Here is a 16,221-nt window from a genome sequence, read left to right as displayed (position 1 = left end):
GGAGGGCTGTGTGCAAGATCTCCACGCCGTCGTAAGCATTTATTCAGGTCAGCAGTGCAGAATCGTGCCCATGACGTCGACGACGACTTCGAAGGGCAAGACGACGACCCGTCTGGCCGCGGTGAGCCTGCTCGCCGTGACCATGATGCTGGGCGCGTGTTCCGCCCCCACCGAGGACGTCCAGTCGTTCATCGCGGACGCGAAGAGCCAGGCCGAGGCCCTCGACGTCGACCTCCAGCAGCTGCAGCAGGTCACCAAGGTCCCCGCCGCGCTGCGCGGCCAGGTCGCCGACGCGATCGGCTCCGCCCAGGCCGCGACCGACGAGGCGCGCGACGCGCTCGCCCGGGCCGCCACCGCCGCCGACGGCGCGGTGGTCGCCCTGGAGGACGCGCAGGTCGCGCTCGAGGCCGCGTCCGCCGAGGTCCGGTTCGTCACCGACGCCGCCCGGGAGAAGGGCGCGAGCCAGGTCGCCGACCAGCTCTCCAAGCTCCAGGAACAGATCGACGCCCTGCGCGGCGAGACGCAGAGCGCGGTCGCCTGACCCGTCCCGTCAGTCCGGGTCGGTCGGGTCGATCGGCAGGTGGTGGTCGAGGTTGACCACCCCGCGCCGCCAGTAGCCGGAGACCAGCACCTGCTCGGCGGGCAGCCCCAGCTCGCGGCGCAGGTAGCGGCGCACGGGCACGAGGTCGCCGGCCTCGCCGAGCCCGACGAACAGCTCGTCGGGCTCCAGCCCGCCCAGGGACCGGACGGCGTCGGCGAGCTGCCCGGGCCCGTCGGTGCGGTAGAGGATCTCGACGGTCGCGCCGTCGAGCTCGTCCTCGACGTGCGTCTCGTCGACGTCGTCGCCGATCTCGACGATCGCCGTCACGGGGACGTCGGGGCCGACGGCCTCGGCCCAGCGCGCGAGGGCGGGCAGTCCGGTCTCGTCGCCGACCAGCGTGAGCCGCCCGATCCCCTCCGGCAGCCCCGCGCTGCCGTTCGGCCCCGCGAGCACCACCTCGTCGCCCTCCGCCGCGCGGGCCGCCCACGCCGACGCCGGGCCCTGGTCGCCGTGCAGCACCCAGTCGACGTCGACCTCCGCGGCCCCGTCCACCACCCGCGCGGCGCGGACGGTGAGGTCACGCGAGATCGAGACGACGCCGGTCGGGCGCTGCAGGCCGCCGTCCGCGGCCAGCGCGGGGGCGTGCAGCTCGCCGGTGGCCGGGTCGGGCAGGAAGACCTTCACGTGGTCCTCCGGGCCCGGCGCCCGCAGTGCCGCCAGGGACGTCACGGCGGCGGGGTCCGCGCCGGCGCCGTCGCGGAAGGTCGTGCGGCGCAGCGTGTCGCTCAGCTCGCGGACGGCGTGCACGCGCACGCGGCGGGGGACGAGGTCGAGGCGGGTGCGGGGGCGGGTGAACACCCCCCGATTCCACCACGGCCCCCGGGCCCGCGGCCTCGGCCCTCCGGCCGGCGTGCCCGCCCGGCACCGCCACCGATGACTTCGCGGCGCGGCGCGGGTCTGCCCGCCATGACCGACCCCGCCCCGACCGATGCCATGACCGATGCCATGACCGAGCTCGCCGCCGACGCCGAGCGCGTCCTCGCCACCGTGCGGTACGTCGCGCTCGCGACGATCGACCCGGACGGCGCCCCGCGCGTCTCCCCGGTGTTCTTCACCCGCGACGGCGCGGACGTCTACTGGGTGTCCTCGCCGCAGGCCCACCACTCGCGGAACCTGGAGCGGGAGGCGCGCGTCGAGGGCGTCGTCTTCGACTCCACGGTCCGCGTCGGCGGGGCGGAGGCCGTGTACCTCACGGGGCGGGCGCGGCGCGTTCCCGACGCCGAGCTGGCGGCGCGCTGCGCTGCCGCCTATGCCGACACCCGGGACGGCGTGGCCTTCGCGCCCGACGAGCTGTCGGGCGACGCCGACCTCCGGCTCTACGTCCTGGAGGTCGACCGGGGGGAGGCGCTCGTGCGCGGGCGCCATCCCGCCCTGGGCACGGGCATCGACCGCCGGGTGCCCGTGCCCGTCCGCTGACGCCGTCAGCCGAAGAAGACCCGCAGGTCGCCGACGACGTCGTCGGGCACCTCCAGCGCCGCGTAGTGACCGCCGCGCGGGAACTCCGACCAGTGCTCGATGCGCGCGTTGTCGCGCTCGGCGAAGGCGCGGATCGTCTGGAAGTCGTCCTTGAAGACCGCCACCCCGATCCGCCCGGTGCTGACGACCGGCTCGGCGCCGGAGCGCTGCTCCGCGTAGTGGTAGCGCGCGGCGGTGGCGTAGGTGTTGGTGAGCCAGTAGAGCGTGGCCTGCGCCAGCACCTGCTCCGGGGCGACGAGGGCGGTGCCGTTGCCGAAGCTCTCGAACAGCTCGTGGTAGGCCAGCGTCGCCACGGGCGAGTCCGCCAGACCGGCCGCCATCGTCTGGGGGCGCGACGCGTTCATGACGTTGTAGGCGCCGACGGATTGGAACCACCGCAGGTGGCCGAGCGCGGCGTACTCCTTCTCGCCGAACCCGTCCATCTCCCCCTCGGCGCCGGACGGGAACGAGAAGAGCTGCAGCACGTGCGCGCCGAGGAAGCCCTCGGGGTCGAGGACCGCCAGCTCGCGGGAGACCATCGCGCCGCCGTCGCTGCCGTGGATGCCGTAGGACGCGTAGCCGAGGCCGCGCATGAGCGCGTCGTAGGTGCGGGCGACGCGCGCCATCGTCCAGTCGCCGGCGGCGACCGGCGTCGAGAACCCGAAGCCGGGCATGGACGGGACGACGACGTCGAAGGCGTCCGCCGCCCGGCCGCCGTGGGCCACCGGGTCGACGAGCGGGTCGATCATGTCGAGGAAGTCGAGCACCGAGCCGGGGTAGGTGTGCGCGAGCAGCAGCGGCGTCGCGTCCGGGTGGGGCGACCGCACGTGCAGGAAGTGCAGCGGCTGGCCGTCGATCTCGGTCATGAAGGCCGGGTACGCGTTCAGCCGGTCCTCGACGGCGCGCCAGTCGAAGTCCTTCCAGCGCTCGACCATGCCGCGCAGGTAGGACTCGGGGGTGCCGTAGTCCCACGAGTCGCCGGGGGCGGCCGGGGCGAAGCGGGTGCGCTCGAGGCGCTCGCGCAGGTCGTCCAGGTCGGCCTGCGGCACGTGCACGGAGAAGGGGCGGAGCTCCAGGGTGGTCGCGGCGGGCGTCGTGGCGTTCATGGCGTTCTCCCGAGGTCGTGAGCCGGGCCCTCGCCCCAGCTCCTGACACCCACACTAGGAAGGGTTCAGGAACGGTTCGTTCCGTTATTCTGGACGGGTGCCGACGAGTTCTCCGCGGGCACGGACCGTCCCCCGGGAGGGCACCATGAGCTCTACCTCGGCACGGCTGCTGGCGCTGCTCGGGCTGCTCCAGTCGCGGCCCGACTGGTCCGGTGCCGAGCTCGCCGACCGGCTCGGCGTCACCGGCCGCACGGTGCGCAACGACGTCGCGCGCCTGCGCGAGCTCGGCTATCCCGTGCACGCCGTGCGCGGCCCGGGCGGGCGCTACCGGCTGGGTGCGGGCGCCCGGCTGCCCCCGCTGCTGCTCGACGACGCCGAGGCCGTCGCGGTCGCCGTCGGCCTGCGCGCCGCGACCGGCACCGCGGGGTTCGAGGAGTCGGGCCAGTCGGCGCTCACCAAGCTGGAGCAGGTGCTGCCCGACCGCCTGCGGCGCCGCGTCTCGGCCCTGCGGACGGCCTCGACGGCCGGGCCGGCGAACACCGGGCCCTACACCGAGGAGCCCGAGGTCGACCCGGAGGAGCTCACGGCGCTGGCCGCCGCGATCCGGGACCGCCAGCGGGTGCGGTGCGACTACCAGGACGAGCCGCTGGAGCTCGAGCCGCACCACCTGGTCGCGTGGCAGCACCGGTGGTTCCTCGTGGCCCGCGACCCGGCGGACGGCACCTGGGCGCCCTACCGCGTCGACTGGCTGCGGCTGCGGACCCCCGGCGGGCGGCGGTTCACCCCGGTCGAGTTCCCCGGCGACCTGACGACGTTCGTCGTGCAGGAGGTCGCGCGCACGGGATGGGCGTTCCACGCTCGCGTCGTGGTCGACGCGCCCGCGCAGGAGGTGCTGGACCGGATCAACCCGGCAGTCGGCACGGTGCAGCCGCTGCCCGACGGCCGCTGCGTGCTCGTCACCGGCGGCGACAGCGCGGAGGTCGTCGCCGTCTGGATCGGCCTGCTCGGCCTCGACTTCCACGTCACCGAGCCGCCCGAGCTGGTGGAGCACCTGCGCGCGCTGGCCGCGCGGTACGCCCGCGCGGTCCCCGACTGACCGCGCCAGCCGGGCTCCCGGGGGGCAGGTGCTGGCGCGACCGGCCGGTGCTCCGCGACACTGTGCCGGTGAGCGATCCGTACCAGCCGTACCAGCCGTACTCGCAGCCCGGCCAGCAGGCCGCGCCCCAGGCCGGCGGGCCGTCCCCGCAGGGCTACGCGCAGCCCGGCCACGCCCCGGCCGACGAGGCCCCGGGATACCCGCAGGCCGGCTATCCCCAGCCCGGCCATCCCCAGGCCGGGTACCCGCAGGGGGCATATCCGCAGGGTGCGTACCCGCAGGGCGGCTACGCGTACGGCTACCCGCCGGAGGACCCCGGCAAGGCGATGGGCATCGTCGGGTTCGTCATGGCCTTCCTGTTCGCGCCCGCCGGCATCGTGCTGTCCGCCATCGGGCGGTCGCAGTCGCGCCGCGCCGGCTTCCCGAACCCGCTCGCCACGTGGGGGCTGTGGCTGTCGATCGTGTTCACCGCGGTCTCGGTGCTCTACGTGCTCTTCTTCGTGGTGCTGCTCGGCTTCGGCCTGTTCGGCGCTGCCACGTACGGCGACTACTCGTCCGCGCTGACGGTCTGAGCCGCCCCGCTCAGGTCAGGACGCGCACGGGGGCGCCGGCCGCCCATGCGGCGACGTCCTCCACCGCCTGCCCGTAGAACGTGCGGTACGTGCCCTCGGTGACGTAGCCCAGGTGCGGGGTGAGCACGGTGCGCGGCGCGGACCGCAGCGGGTGGTCGGCGGGCAGCGGCTCGGCGTCGTACACGTCGAGGCCGGCCCCGCCGATGCGGCCCTCGTGCAGCGCGGCGAGCAGCGCGCCGGTGTCGACGAGCGGGCCCCGCGAGGTGTTGACGAGGATCGCGGTGCGCTTCATGCGCGCGAGGTCGTCGTCGCCGACGATGCCGCGGCTGCGGTCGCTCAGCTTGTAGTGCACGGTGACGACGTCCGACGTCGCGAACAGCTCGTCCTTCGCGACGGGGCGCACGCCGAGCCCCTCCGCGTGCGCCGGGTCCAGGTGCCGGCTCCACGCGACGACGTCCATGCCGAACGCGAGGCCGACGCGCGCCACCCGCGACCCGAGGCGCCCGAGGCCCACGACGCCCAGCCGGCGGCCCTCCAGGTCCCCGCCGACGGTGTGCTGCCACCCGCCGTCGCGCACCGCCCGGTCCTCCGCGGGCACGTGCCGCAGCACCGCCAGGATCAGCGCCCACGTGAGCTCCGGCGTGGCGTTCGTCGGCGAGTCCGTGCCGCACACGACGACGCCGCGCGCGCGGGCCGCGTCGAGGTCGATGGCCGCGTTCTGGCGCCCGGTCGTCACCAGCAGCCGCAGGTCGGGCAGCCGCGCCAGCCGCGCGGCCGTGACCGGCGTGCGCTCCCGCATCGCCACCACGACGTCGTAGCCGTCGAGCGCGGCGACCACCGCGTCGTCGTCGGGCAGCGGGCGGTCGACGAACGCGACCTCGGCCCCCAGCCCGGCCCAGTCGGCGAAGCGGTGGGCGACCTGCTGGTAGTCGTCCAGGACGGCGACGCGCATCGAAGACCTCCTCGGGGGCCCGGCGGTCGGGCCGTGCCGACGCTACTCCCAGCGCGGCCGGGGGCCGGGCCGGGCACGAGCCCGGTCACGCCGGCTGCGCGACCGCCAGGTTGGCCTCCGCCACGAGCTCCAGCAGGCGGGCCGCGGTCGGCTCGGCCGTCGGCGCGGCGATCGCGGCGACCACCCACTCGGGCGTGCCGCGCTCCGGGAGGTCCAGCACGGCCAGCCCGGCGGCCTGCGGCTTGGCGGCGACGTGCTGCGGCACGACGGCGATGCCGAGGCCGCGCTGCACGAAGTCCAGCAGCGTGTGGACGTCGTCGACGCTCATCCGCACGCGACGCTCGAGGTGCCGGTCGGCGAAGGCGGCGTCGGCGAGCCGCCGGATCGCCCACTGCTCGCGGAAGTCGACGAAGTCGCGGTCGACGAGGTCCTCCCAGGCGACCGCGGGCGCGGCGGCGAGCGGGTCGGTCGCGTGGGTCAGCAGGACGATCGGGCGGCGCCCGAGCTCGAGCCGGCGCAGGGCGCCGAGGTGCTCGGTGGCGGCGACGAAGGCGACGTCGAGGTCGCCCGCGCGCACCTGCGCGGTGAGCTCGCGCGAGCCCGCCTGGGTGAACTGGACGTCCACGAGCGGGTAGCGCAGGCGGAAGCGCTCGAGCAGGGGCGCGACGTCGACCACGCCGAGGCACTGCTCGGCCCCGAGGCGCAGCCGGCCCGAGATCTGGTGGCTCGCGCGGACGACGGCGTCGCGCCCCGCGGCCGCCTGGGCGAGCATGCGCCGCGCGAACGGCAGCAGGGCCCGGCCGGCGTCCGTCAGCGCCACCTGTCGCGTGGTGCGCAGGAACAGGTCGGCGCCGAGCTCGCGCTCCAGGTTGCGGATCGCGGCGGACAGCCCGGACTGCGTGACGCCGCACAGCGCCGCCGCGCGCGTGAAGTGGCCCTCCTCCGCCACCGCGACGAGGTACTCCATCTGCCGCAGCTCCATTGATCGCTCCCGGTGCTGGAACCCATGACGTCCAGTTGTTGGACTCATCAACGGTGATCTTCCTATCGTCGGAGGCACCGACGACACAAGGAGAGCCGTGGAAGCTCGCACGATCGGAACCAGGACCGTCAGCGCGATCGGGCTCGGCGGCATGCCGATGTCCATCGAGGGCCGCCCCGACGAGGCACGCTCGGTCGCCACGATCCACGCGGCGCTCGACGCGGGGGTCACCCTCGTCGACACCGCCGACGCCTACCACCTGCACGCCGACGAGGTCGGCCACAACGAGGAGCTCGTCGCCCGCGCGCTGCGCTCCTGGGGCGGCGACACGTCCGCCGTCCTGGTCGCCACCAAGGGCGGCCACCTGCGCCCCGGCGACGGGTCGTGGACCCAGGACGGGCGCCCCGAGCACCTCAAGAAGGCCGCCCGGGAGTCCGCCCGCCGCCTCGGCGTCGAGGCGATCGGGCTCTACCAGTTCCACCGCCCGGACCCCGCCGTGCCCTACGCCGAGTCGGTCGGCGCGCTCGTCGAGCTCCTCGACGAGGGCGTCATCGTCCAGGCCGGCATCTCGAACGCGAGCGTCGCCCAGATCGACGAGGCGAACGAGGTGCTGGGCGGCCGGCTCGCGTCGGTGCAGAACCAGTTCTCGCCGGCGTTCCGCTCCAGCCTCGCCGAGCTGGAGCACTGCGCGTCGCTCGGCGTCGCGTTCCTGCCCTGGTCGCCGCTCGGCGGGATCCGCCGGGCGGGCGAGGTCGGCACGGCGCACGCCGCGTTCGGCCGCGTCGCCGAGGCCCGCGGCGTGAGCCCGCAGCAGGTCACGCTCGCGTGGGAGCTCGCGCTCGCGCCCGTCGTCGTCCCCATCCCGGGGGCGTCGCGGCCGGCGAGCATCGAGGACTCCGCGCGCGCCGTGGACCTCGTCCTCACCGCCGACGAGCTCGCCGCGCTGTCGGCCACCTGAGCCCGCGGCACCACCCACCGACCCACCTCTCCCCCGATCGAGGAGGATCCATGAGAACCGTCCCCCTGGGCCCCACGGGCCGCCAGGTCCCGAACGTCGTGCTCGGCCTCATGCGCATCCAGCAGATGGACGACGACGCCGTCCGTGAGCTGGTCCGCACCGGCCGTGACGCCGGCATCGACTTCGTCGACCACGCCGACGTGTACGGCGACGACCTGCACGGCTGCGAGCGCCGCTTCGCCGAGGCGATGCAGCTGACGCCGTCGGAGCGCGAGCAGCTCACCATCCAGTCCAAGGCCGGCATCGTGCGCGAGGGGCCGTACTTCGACTTCTCCTACGAGCACCTGGTCGAGTCCGTCGAGGGCTCGCTGCGCGCGCTGGGCACGGACTACCTCGACGTGCTGCTGCTGCACCGCCCGGACGCGCTCGTGGAGCCGGACGAGGTCGCGCGCGCGTTCGACGAGCTCGAGTCGTCCGGCAAGGTGCGCGCCTTCGGCGTCTCCAACCACACGCCGGGCCAGATCGAGCTGCTGAAGCGCTCGGTGCGGCAGCCGATCGTCGCGAACCAGCTCCAGCTGTCGATCACGCACGCGCCGATCGTGGCGCAGGGCGTCGCGGCCAACATGGCCGGCGAGGACCAGTCGCTCACCCTCGACGGCGGCGGCATCCTCGACTACTGCCGCCTGCACGACATCACCGTGCAGGCCTGGTCGCCCTTCCAGGCCGGGTTCTTCACCGGCGTGTTCCTCGGCTCGGACGACTACCCCGAGCTCAACGCGGTGATCGACCGCCTCGCGGCGAAGTACGACGTGCCGCCGATCGCCGTCGCCGTCGCGTGGATCACGCGCCACCCCGCGGGGATGCAGGTGGTGCTCGGCACGACGACGCCGGAGCGCGTCGCGGGCGCCGCGCAGGGCTCGGACCTCCCGCTCACGCGGGCCGAGTGGTACGAGCTGTTCCGCGCGGCGGGGTACCGCGTGCCCTGACGGCGGGCGTCCGTCACGCGAGGAGCAGCACGAGACCGACCAGGACCATGACGGCGGCGGTCGCGGCGTGCACGCCGTAGACCGTCGCCCGTGGCCCGCCGGCGGCGGCCACGGTCACCGCGTCGGCGACGGGCATCACGGCGGCCACGACCATGGCTGCGCCGAGCAGCTGGGGCGTGCCGCCGACCAGCACCACGAGCAGCAGGAGCCCGGTGCCGATGTCGCGGTTGCCCTTGACCTGCGCCCAGGACCTGAAGGCGCGGTCCTCCACCGGCGTGCCGGGGATGCCGAACCCGGCGGCGACCGCTGGCGCCCAGAAGAAGCTCGTGCCCATGACGACGACGGCCGCGGCGATCAGCCCGGCGACCACGGTGGCGACGGTGGCGATCACGGGAGCACCACGACCCGGCCGCGGACGCCGCCATTGGCCAGCAGCTGGTAGGCGCCCACGACCTCCGCGAGCGGGAGGGCCGCGTGGATCCTGGCGGGGACGGTCCCGTCGACCACGCGGTCGAGCAGCCCCGCGAGCAGCGGTCCGTCGGGACGGCTGACCACCACGTCGACCGCGATGCCGCGCTCCGCGTCGGGTTCCAGTCCCGGCTTCACACCGACGAACCTCCCGCCGTCGCGGACGAGCGACACCGCCTCGTCCTGCATCGCCGCGGCGTCGGCGACCACGTCCCACCGGCCCTGGGGCGCGGCGGTGAAGTCGACGCCGAGGCCGCGGACGAACGCCTCGTCACCGGCACGTGCGAGACCGGTCACCGCCCAGCCCCGCGCCGCGGCGAGCGCCGCGACCGCCGCCCCCACCCCGCCGGCCGCCCCCGTGACCAGGAGCCGGCGTCCCTCCGCCGGTACGGCGCCGAGGACCTCCAGCAGCTGGGCGGCCGTCGTGACGGTCAGGGGCAGGCTCGCCGCGACGTTGGGGCACATCCCGTCGGGCAGCACGGCGACGTCGGCCGCGTCGACCACGACGTGCTCGGCGTGCGAGCCGTGGTCGCGGTCGAAGCCGCCGACGAAGCCGGCCACCCGCGTGCCGACGGCCAGGTCGACGTCGTCGCCGATGGCCTCCACGACCCCCGAGAAGTCCGCGCCGAGCCCGGTGTGCTCGGGCTGGGTCACCAGGCCGAGGCGGTGGAGCCCGCCGCCCGTGACCTCGAGGTCGACCGGGTTGATCGCCGCGGCGGCGACCTTGACCAGCACCTGGCCCTGCCCGGGCTCCGGGACGGGCACGTCGACGATCTCGATCGACTCCGGTCCGTGCGGCGTGCGGACCACGGCTCGCCGCGATGTCTGCTGGTTCATGGCTCTGCTCCTCGTGTCGTCTCTGTCGGTGCTCGGGTGTTGCTCGGGTGGTGGATCACCACCACCATGGAGAAGCCGCTTCCGATCGGGAAGTAGGCACCTTGAGGTGCGTTAGCCACCGGACCACGGGAGAGAGCCCATGCCGACCATGACCGCGGCCCAGCACCGAGCCGTGGCAAGGCGGGAGTACGACGCCTTCCTCGCCGTCTGCCCGAGCCGCCAGCTCCTGGCGCGGATCTCCGACAAGTGGGTCGCGCTGGTGCTCGCCGCGCTGGGCGGTGACGGGCCCGGCTCTGGGCCCACGCCCGGACCCCGGTCGATGCGCTACTCCGAGCTGGCCCGGCAGATCTCCGGCGTGAGCCAGAAGATGCTCACCCAGACCCTGCGGTCCCTGGAGCGCGACGGGATGCTGACCAGGACGGTCACCGCGACCGTTCCCGTGACTGTCACCTACGAGCTGACGGATCTCGGCGCCTCCCTGCAGGGCGTCATGCGGGACATCAAGGCGTGGGCGGAGGGGCACATGGACGAGGTCCTCACGCATCGCGACCAGCACGACCGGCGGCAGACGGACGACGAGTAGCCCGGACCGGCACCGGACGTCCCGGCGCCGGCCGCGGCCCTTTTCCGCATACGCTCCCGCAACATGGCGGCGTGTGGGCTGGGGCGATGACCGTCACCGCCCCCGCGCCACGGCCGCGGCCCCTCCTGATCCTGCTGTTCGCGGCGTACCTCGCCCTGGTCACCTGGACCGTGCTGTGGAAGCTCGACGTGCCGTTCACCGGCGAGGCGGGGCAGCGGGTCGTCAAGCTCGTGCCGTTCGCGGCCACCGCCCATGCGGGCGCCAGCGATCCCGTCGAGATCGTCCTGAACCTCCTGATCTTCCTGCCCTTCGGCGTCTACCTCGGGCTCCTCGTCCCGGCGTGGCCGTGGTGGAAGGTCGCCGGTGCCCTCGCGGGCGCGAGCGCGCTCCTCGAGGTCGCGCAGTACGTGCTGGCCGTCGGGAGCTCGGACGTCACCGACGTCGTCGTCAACACCGCGGGCGGCCTGGCCGGGCTCGGCGTCGTCGCGCTCGCCCGCCGCGCGCTCCGGGCCCGGACGGCGGGGGTCGTGACCCGGTGGTGCGCAGCCGGGACGGCGCTCGCCCTGCTCGCGGCGGGGCTCTTCGCCGCCTCGCCCGTGCGCCTGACCGGGCCCCCTCCGGGCGATGTCGTGGTCGGCTGCGGCGACGGTTCGGCGGCCCGGCACGAATCACCTTGCCGAGGTTGAGAGAATGGGACGTCGTGAGCACCGAGCCCAGCCCCGCACCGCAGTCGTCGTCGGACGACGGCGGTGCGCGTCGTTCCCGCCGCCGGGGTCGTGGTCGCGGTCAGGGCGGTGGGCAGGGCGGAGGACACGGCCGCGGGAACGGCGCCCGGAACCGGGGCGACGCGCAGCATTCGGGGCAGCGGTCCGGCCCGCGCCGGGTGAGCCGCGAGCAGCTCGCCAGGGCGGCCGCGATCCGCGCCGCCGTCGAGGTGCCGCCGATCGTCTACCCCGAGCAGCTGCCGGTCTCGGCCCGCCGGGAGGACATCGCCGCCGCGATCCGCGACCACCAGGTCGTCGTCGTCGCGGGCGAGACGGGCTCCGGCAAGACGACCCAGCTGCCGAAGATCCTGCTGGAGCTCGGCCGCGGCCGGGCCGGGCAGATCGGGCACACGCAGCCGCGTCGGATCGCGGCCCGCAGCGTCGCCGAGCGCGTCGCGGAGGAGCTGGGCACCCCGCTGGGCGGCGTCGTCGGCTACCAGGTGCGGTTCACCGACACCTCGAGCGAGGAGACCCTCGTCAAGGTGATGACGGACGGCATCCTGCTGGCCCAGATCCAGCGGGACCCGGACCTGCTCGCCTACGACACGATCGTCATCGACGAGGCGCACGAGCGGTCGCTGAACATCGACTTCCTGCTGGGCTACCTGTCCCGGCTGCTGCCGCGCCGGCCGGACCTCAAGGTCGTCATCACGTCCGCGACGATCGACTCCGAGCGCTTCGCCGCGCACTTCTCGCCGTCGCACCTCGCCGAGGTGGGCGGCGCGCCCGAGGCCGTCGTCGACGTGCTGCCCGACCACGCGCCCGTCGTCGAGGTCACCGGGCGCACGTTCCCGGTCGAGATCCGCTGGCGGCCCCTGTCCCCGGACACCGACCCCGACTCCCCCGCCAAGAAGAAGGGCGAGGAGAAGGACCTGGTCACGGGCATCGTCGAGGCCTGCGACGAGCTGATGCGCGAGGGCTCCGGCGACATCCTCGTGTTCCTGTCCGGCGAGCGGGAGATCCACGACGCCGCGGACGCGCTCGAGGGGCACCTCAAGGACCGCGTGCGGGACGCCAAGCGCCCCGACCACGTCGAGATCCTGCCGCTCTACTCGCGGCTGTCCGCCGCGGAGCAGCACCGGGTGTTCCAGTCGCACCCGGGCCGCCGCATCGTGCTGTCGACGAACGTCGCGGAGACGTCGCTGACCGTGCCGGGCATCCACTACGTCGTCGACCCGGGCACGGCCCGCATCTCGCGCTACTCCAAGGCCACCAAGGTGCAGCGGCTGCCGATCGAGCCGATCAGCCAGGCGTCGGCCAACCAGCGGTCCGGCCGGTCCGGCCGCGTGGCCGACGGCGTCGCGATCCGGCTCTACTCCGAGGAGGACTTCCTCGGGCGGCCCGAGTTCACCGAGCCGGAGATCCTGCGCACGTCGCTCGCGTCCGTGCTGCTGCAGATGATCTCGGTGGGCGTCGTGTCCACGCCCGACGACGTGGCCCGCTTCCCGTTCGTCGAGCCCCCGGACACCCGGGCCGTGCGCGACGGCGTGCAGCTGCTGTCCGAGCTGGGCGCGCTGGAGACGACGGACGGCGCGACGCGGCTCACCGACGTCGGCCGCACGCTGGCGCAGCTCCCGATGGACCCGCGCCTGGCGCGCATGATCATCGAGGGCGCGAAGCAGGGCGTCGCGCGCGAGGTCGCGATCATCGCGGCCCTGCTGTCGATCCAGGACCCGCGCGAGCGCCCCGCCGAGAGCCGCGCGCAGGCCGACCAGCTGCACGCCCGCTTCACCGACCAGAAGTCGGACTTCCTCACGGCCCTGAACCTCTGGGAGTACGTGCGCGGGCAGCAGCACGAGATGGGCTCCTCCGCGTTCCGCCGCCTGTGCAAGGCGGAGTACCTCAACTTCCTGCGCATCCGCGAGTGGCAGGACGTCGTGGCGCAGCTGCGCGAGATGGCCAAGCCGCTCGGCATCGACATGTCGTTCAAGCCCCGCGAGGCGTCCTCGGTCGAGGACGAGGCGGTCGAGGTGGACCACCGCCTCACCTGGGACGACGACACCATCCACCGGTCGCTGCTGGCCGGGCTGCTCAGCCAGATCGGCATGCAGGACACGGGCGAGATCAAGGCGTCGTCGGTGGCGCACCTGCGCGGCGAGGCCCGCGCCCGCGCGCTGCGGCAGGCCGCCAAGCGCGCCCGCAACGAGTACGTCGGCGCCCGCGGCGCCCGGTTCGCGATCTTCCCCGGCTCGGCGCTGAGCAAGAAGCCGCCGGAGTGGATCATGGCCGGCGAGCTCGTCGAGACGTCCCGCCTCTGGGCCCGCGACGTCGCCCGCATCCGGCCCGAGTGGGCGGAGGAGCTCGCCGGGCCGCTCGCCAAGCACACGTACTCCGACCCGCACTGGTCCACCAAGCAGGGCGCGGCGATGGCCACGGAGAAGGTGCTGCTGTACGGCGTGCCGATCGTCGCCGACCGTCCCGTGCTCTTCGCGAAGGTGGACCCGGAGGCCGCGCGCGAGATGTTCGTGCGGCACGCGCTCGTCGAGGGCCAGTGGACCACCCACCACCGGTTCTTCGCCGAGAACCGACGCCTCCTCGCCGAGGCGGAGGAGCTCGAGGCGCGCTCGCGCCAGCGCGGGCTCGTCGCGTCGGAGGACGACCTGTTCGCGTTCTACGACGAGCGGGTGCCCGACTCCGTCGTGAGCGCCGCGCACTTCGACCGCTGGTGGAAGTCGGCGCAGCGCGAGACGCCGGACCTGCTGACGTTCACGCTCGACCAGCTCGTCGACGCCGGCGCCGTGGACACGTCCGAGTTCCCGGAGACCTGGACGCAGGGCGAGGTCACGCTGCCGCTGACCTACCAGTTCCAGCCCGGCGCGGCCGCCGACGGCGTCACCGTGCACGTCCCGCTGTCGATCCTCAACCGGGTGGCCCCCGAGGGCTTCGACTGGATGGTGCCCGGCCTGCTCGACGAGCTGTGCGTCGCGACCATCAAGTCGCTGCCCAAGGCCGTGCGCGTGCAGCTCGTGCCCGCGCCCGACGTCGGACGCGCCGTCGCCGGCTGGCTGCGCGAGCACACCCCGGCGTGGGAGGACATGACCCGCGCGGGCGACATGGCCGAGCCGTTCCACGTCGCGTTCACGCGCGCCGTCCGGGCCCTGCGCGACGTCGTGATCCCCGACGACGTGTGGGACGCCGAGCGCGTCGAGCGCCTGCCCGCACACCTGCGCATGACGTTCCGGGTCGAGGACGCCGCGCCGGCTCCGGCGAAGGCCCCGGCGAAGGGCAAGGGCCGCGGCAAGGGCGGCGCCGGCCGCCCGGCCGCCACCCCGCTCGACGAGTCGAAGGACCTGCTGTCCCTGCAGAAGCGCCTCGCGGCGCAGGCCGAGGCGGCCGTCCGCGCGGCCGTGAAGGGCGCCGTCGGCCTCGCGCTCGAGGAGGCCCGCCGCTCGGCGGGCACGCCCGCCCCGGCCGCCACCGCGCCGGGCCGCCCCGCGCCGCGCTCGACGACGCCCGACCCCGCCCCCGGGGCGAGCTCCGTCGTGCCCGAGCAGGCCGGCCTGACGACGTGGCCGGAGGGCCTGCCCGACGGGCGGCTGCCCGACTCGGTCTCGACCGACCTCGGGGGCGGCGTCGTGGTGCGCGGGTATCCGGCGCTGGTCGAGGAGGAGGACGCGAAGCGGAAGCCCACGGTGGCGCTGCGCGTGCTCGCCGACGCCTCGGGCCGGGACGCCGCGCACGCCCGCGGGGTGCGGCGGCTGCTGCTCGCGGAGACGGCGCTCCAGACGGGCCGCGTGACGTCACGCTGGTCGTCGTCGCAGTCGCTGACGCTGGCCGCGGCGCCGTACCGGAACACCGAGGCGCTCGTGGCCGACCTGCAGCTCGCGGCCGTCACGGCGCTGACCAGCCCCGACGCCGCGAAGGCGCCCGGCACCCCGGCCGGCGGCCCGGTGGCCGAGCAGGTCCGCGACGCGGAGGCGTACGCCGAGGCCCGCACGTTCGTGCGCCGCCACCTGGAGGACGAGGTGCACCGGATCGTCGGGCACGTCGTCGCCGCGCTGACCGCGTGGCGGACCGTCGAGGGCGAGGTGCGCTCGTCGTCCTCCCTCGCGCTGCTCAACACGCTGCAGGACATCCGCGACCACGTCGCCGGGCTGGTCCACGACGGCTTCGTCGCGCAGACACCGCCGCGGCGCGTGCCGCACCTGGTGCGCTACCTGCGTGCCGCCTCGTACCGGCTGGAGAAGGCGCAGACCAACCCCGCCCGCGACGCCGAGCTCGCGTGGCGCGTGCACGACGTGACCGAGGCCTACGACAAGGCCCGCGCCGCGTACGCCGCCGGGCCGGCCGACCCGGCCCGCGCGGCCGAGCTCGCCGAGGTGCGCTGGCTGATCGAGGAGCTCCGGGTCTCCCTGTTCGCGCAGCAGCTCGGCACCGACGGCGCCGTCAGCGAGAAGCGCGTCCGCAAGATCCTCAGCCCCGGCGGCTGGTGACCGGGCCCGCTCCGACGGCACGGGCCGCCGCCCGGTAGTCGGCCGTCACGCGGCCCGCGCCGTCGAGCCGTGCGAGCAGGGTCAGGACGCGGCCCCAGTACCCCTCGCGCGTGAACAGCGGGTGCCCGCGGGCGACGTGCGCCCAGGCGAGGCAGTCGCCCAGCGTCATCCCGACGAACGCGGGCAGCGCGTACCCGACCAGAGCGGCGTCGCGGGCGAACACGAGCGCGGGGAGCACCACGACGAACAGGACGGCGGCCCGCAGCCAGCCCGAGTGCCACCGCATCCACGGCGACACCAGCACCGGCACGGCCGTGATCGCCCCGGCCAGCGCGCACGCGCCCAGCGCCCCCATCACTATCCCGAACCAGCTCACGGGTCGCGCCCTCCTCGGCCGCCGTCGGTGCCCTCATCCTCGCGGCCGGGGG

At 74.9% G+C, this 16,221-nt stretch carries 16 protein-coding genes; 9 read left to right on the top strand and 7 right to left on the bottom strand.

Going from position 1 to position 16,221, the window contains the following annotated elements:
- The first annotated feature begins 70 nt into the window (after positions 1-70).
- The gene (locus ACFU5J_RS02750) at positions 71-541 is read left to right on the top strand and encodes a hypothetical protein (RefSeq protein ID WP_430577725.1); all 471 of its coding nucleotides are present in this window, start codon (positions 71-73) and stop codon (positions 539-541) included.
- Positions 542-550: 9 nt separating this feature from the next.
- Here the strand turns inward: ACFU5J_RS02750 and ACFU5J_RS02745 are convergent, their stop codons facing one another.
- Positions 551-1,399 carry a siderophore-interacting protein gene (locus tag ACFU5J_RS02745; protein WP_430577724.1) on the bottom strand — a complete coding sequence of 283 codons (849 nt, stop codon included), beginning with the start codon at positions 1,397-1,399 and terminating at the stop codon, positions 551-553.
- Positions 1,400-1,546: 147 nt separating this feature from the next.
- Here ACFU5J_RS02745 and ACFU5J_RS02740 point away from each other — a divergent pair, with 147 nt between their 5' ends.
- Positions 1,547-2,017: a pyridoxamine 5'-phosphate oxidase family protein gene (locus ACFU5J_RS02740; RefSeq protein ID WP_430573760.1), complete on the top strand. Its 471-nt coding sequence runs from the start codon at positions 1,547-1,549 to the stop codon at positions 2,015-2,017.
- A 5-nt stretch (positions 2,018-2,022) separates the two neighbouring features.
- Here ACFU5J_RS02740 and ACFU5J_RS02735 read toward each other — a convergent pair whose 3' ends face one another.
- Positions 2,023-3,162: an epoxide hydrolase family protein gene (locus ACFU5J_RS02735; RefSeq protein WP_430577723.1), complete on the bottom strand. Its 1,140-nt coding sequence runs from the start codon at positions 3,160-3,162 to the stop codon at positions 2,023-2,025.
- Between the two features lie 145 nt (positions 3,163-3,307).
- On the opposite strand from ACFU5J_RS02735, the gene ACFU5J_RS02730 reads away from it, so the two are divergent.
- Both ACFU5J_RS02730 and ACFU5J_RS02725 read left to right on the top strand, forming a co-directional pair.
- Positions 3,308-4,258 carry a helix-turn-helix transcriptional regulator gene (locus ACFU5J_RS02730; protein ID WP_430577722.1) on the top strand — a complete coding sequence of 317 codons (951 nt, stop codon included), beginning with the start codon at positions 3,308-3,310 and terminating at the stop codon, positions 4,256-4,258.
- Between the two features lie 68 nt (positions 4,259-4,326).
- A complete protein-coding gene (locus tag ACFU5J_RS02725; RefSeq protein ID WP_430577721.1) occupies positions 4,327-4,830 on the top strand; it encodes a hypothetical protein in 504 nt (167 codons plus the stop codon).
- A 10-nt stretch (positions 4,831-4,840) separates the two neighbouring features.
- Here the strand turns inward: ACFU5J_RS02725 and ACFU5J_RS02720 are convergent, their stop codons facing one another.
- Together ACFU5J_RS02720 and ACFU5J_RS02715 are read right to left on the bottom strand one after the other, a co-directional pair.
- Positions 4,841-5,782, bottom strand: a complete 942-nt coding sequence (locus ACFU5J_RS02720) for a D-2-hydroxyacid dehydrogenase family protein (protein ID WP_430577720.1) — start codon at positions 5,780-5,782, stop codon at positions 4,841-4,843.
- A gap of 85 nt (positions 5,783-5,867) precedes the next feature.
- The gene (locus tag ACFU5J_RS02715; RefSeq protein WP_430573755.1) at positions 5,868-6,764 is read right to left on the bottom strand and encodes a LysR family transcriptional regulator; all 897 of its coding nucleotides are present in this window, start codon (positions 6,762-6,764) and stop codon (positions 5,868-5,870) included.
- 97 nt (positions 6,765-6,861) lie between these two features.
- On the opposite strand from ACFU5J_RS02715, the gene ACFU5J_RS02710 reads away from it, so the two are divergent.
- Positions 6,862-7,722, top strand: coding sequence for an aldo/keto reductase (locus ACFU5J_RS02710; protein WP_430573754.1), 861 nt, complete (start codon positions 6,862-6,864; stop codon positions 7,720-7,722).
- Positions 7,723-7,772: 50 nt separating this feature from the next.
- Positions 7,773-8,708: an aldo/keto reductase family oxidoreductase gene (locus ACFU5J_RS02705; protein ID WP_430573753.1), complete on the top strand. Its 936-nt coding sequence runs from the start codon at positions 7,773-7,775 to the stop codon at positions 8,706-8,708.
- A 13-nt stretch (positions 8,709-8,721) separates the two neighbouring features.
- Here ACFU5J_RS02705 and ACFU5J_RS02700 read toward each other — a convergent pair whose 3' ends face one another.
- Together ACFU5J_RS02700 and ACFU5J_RS02695 are read right to left on the bottom strand one after the other, a co-directional pair.
- Entirely contained in the window at positions 8,722-9,099 is a 378-nt protein-coding gene (locus ACFU5J_RS02700) for a DUF4267 domain-containing protein (protein WP_430577719.1), read from the bottom strand.
- Entirely contained in the window at positions 9,096-10,013 is a 918-nt protein-coding gene (locus ACFU5J_RS02695; RefSeq protein ID WP_430577718.1) for an alcohol dehydrogenase catalytic domain-containing protein, read from the bottom strand. Before ACFU5J_RS02695 ends, ACFU5J_RS02700 begins: the two co-directional genes overlap by 4 nt.
- Before the next feature lie 139 nt (positions 10,014-10,152).
- Here ACFU5J_RS02695 and ACFU5J_RS02690 point away from each other — a divergent pair, with 139 nt between their 5' ends.
- From ACFU5J_RS02690 to hrpA, 3 genes are all read left to right on the top strand, one after another.
- Positions 10,153-10,596: a winged helix-turn-helix transcriptional regulator gene (locus tag ACFU5J_RS02690; RefSeq protein WP_430577717.1), complete on the top strand. Its 444-nt coding sequence runs from the start codon at positions 10,153-10,155 to the stop codon at positions 10,594-10,596.
- Positions 10,597-10,682: 86 nt separating this feature from the next.
- Entirely contained in the window at positions 10,683-11,282 is a 600-nt protein-coding gene (locus tag ACFU5J_RS02685; RefSeq protein WP_430577716.1) for a VanZ family protein, read from the top strand.
- A 197-nt stretch (positions 11,283-11,479) separates the two neighbouring features.
- On the top strand, positions 11,480-15,793 hold the full coding sequence (gene hrpA, locus ACFU5J_RS02680) for an ATP-dependent RNA helicase HrpA (protein WP_430577715.1): 4,314 nt from the start codon (positions 11,480-11,482) through the stop codon (positions 15,791-15,793).
- Here the strand turns inward: hrpA and ACFU5J_RS02675 are convergent.
- Positions 15,774-16,169, bottom strand: coding sequence for a hypothetical protein (locus ACFU5J_RS02675; RefSeq protein WP_430577714.1), 396 nt, complete (start codon positions 16,167-16,169; stop codon positions 15,774-15,776). The genes hrpA and ACFU5J_RS02675 overlap by 20 nt on opposite strands.
- Positions 16,170-16,221: the final 52 nt, after the last annotated feature.

Source organism: Isoptericola sp. NPDC057559, assembly GCF_042801555.1.
In the GTDB taxonomy this organism is placed as follows: Bacteria; Actinomycetota; Actinomycetes; order Actinomycetales; family Cellulomonadaceae; genus Isoptericola.
This window is presented reverse-complemented; position numbering and strand designations above follow the sequence as displayed.

Coding starts and splice junctions, on each gene's coding strand:
- ACFU5J_RS02730 (WP_430577722.1), top strand. CDS start 3,308: ATGAGCTCTACCTCGGCACGGCTGCTGGCGCTGCTCGGGCTGCTCCAG.
- ACFU5J_RS02685 (WP_430577716.1), top strand. CDS start 10,683: ATGACCGTCACCGCCCCCGCGCCACGGCCGCGGCCCCTCCTGATCCTG.
- ACFU5J_RS02695 (WP_430577718.1), bottom strand. CDS start 10,013: ATGAACCAGCAGACATCGCGGCGAGCCGTGGTCCGCACGCCGCACGGA.
- ACFU5J_RS02715 (WP_430573755.1), bottom strand. CDS start 6,764: ATGGAGCTGCGGCAGATGGAGTACCTCGTCGCGGTGGCGGAGGAGGGC.
- ACFU5J_RS02735 (WP_430577723.1), bottom strand. CDS start 3,162: ATGAACGCCACGACGCCCGCCGCGACCACCCTGGAGCTCCGCCCCTTC.
- ACFU5J_RS02750 (WP_430577725.1), top strand. CDS start 71: ATGACGTCGACGACGACTTCGAAGGGCAAGACGACGACCCGTCTGGCC.
- ACFU5J_RS02720 (WP_430577720.1), bottom strand. CDS start 5,782: ATGCGCGTCGCCGTCCTGGACGACTACCAGCAGGTCGCCCACCGCTTC.
- ACFU5J_RS02740 (WP_430573760.1), top strand. CDS start 1,547: ATGACCGAGCTCGCCGCCGACGCCGAGCGCGTCCTCGCCACCGTGCGG.
- ACFU5J_RS02690 (WP_430577717.1), top strand. CDS start 10,153: ATGCCGACCATGACCGCGGCCCAGCACCGAGCCGTGGCAAGGCGGGAG.
- ACFU5J_RS02705 (WP_430573753.1), top strand. CDS start 7,773: ATGAGAACCGTCCCCCTGGGCCCCACGGGCCGCCAGGTCCCGAACGTC.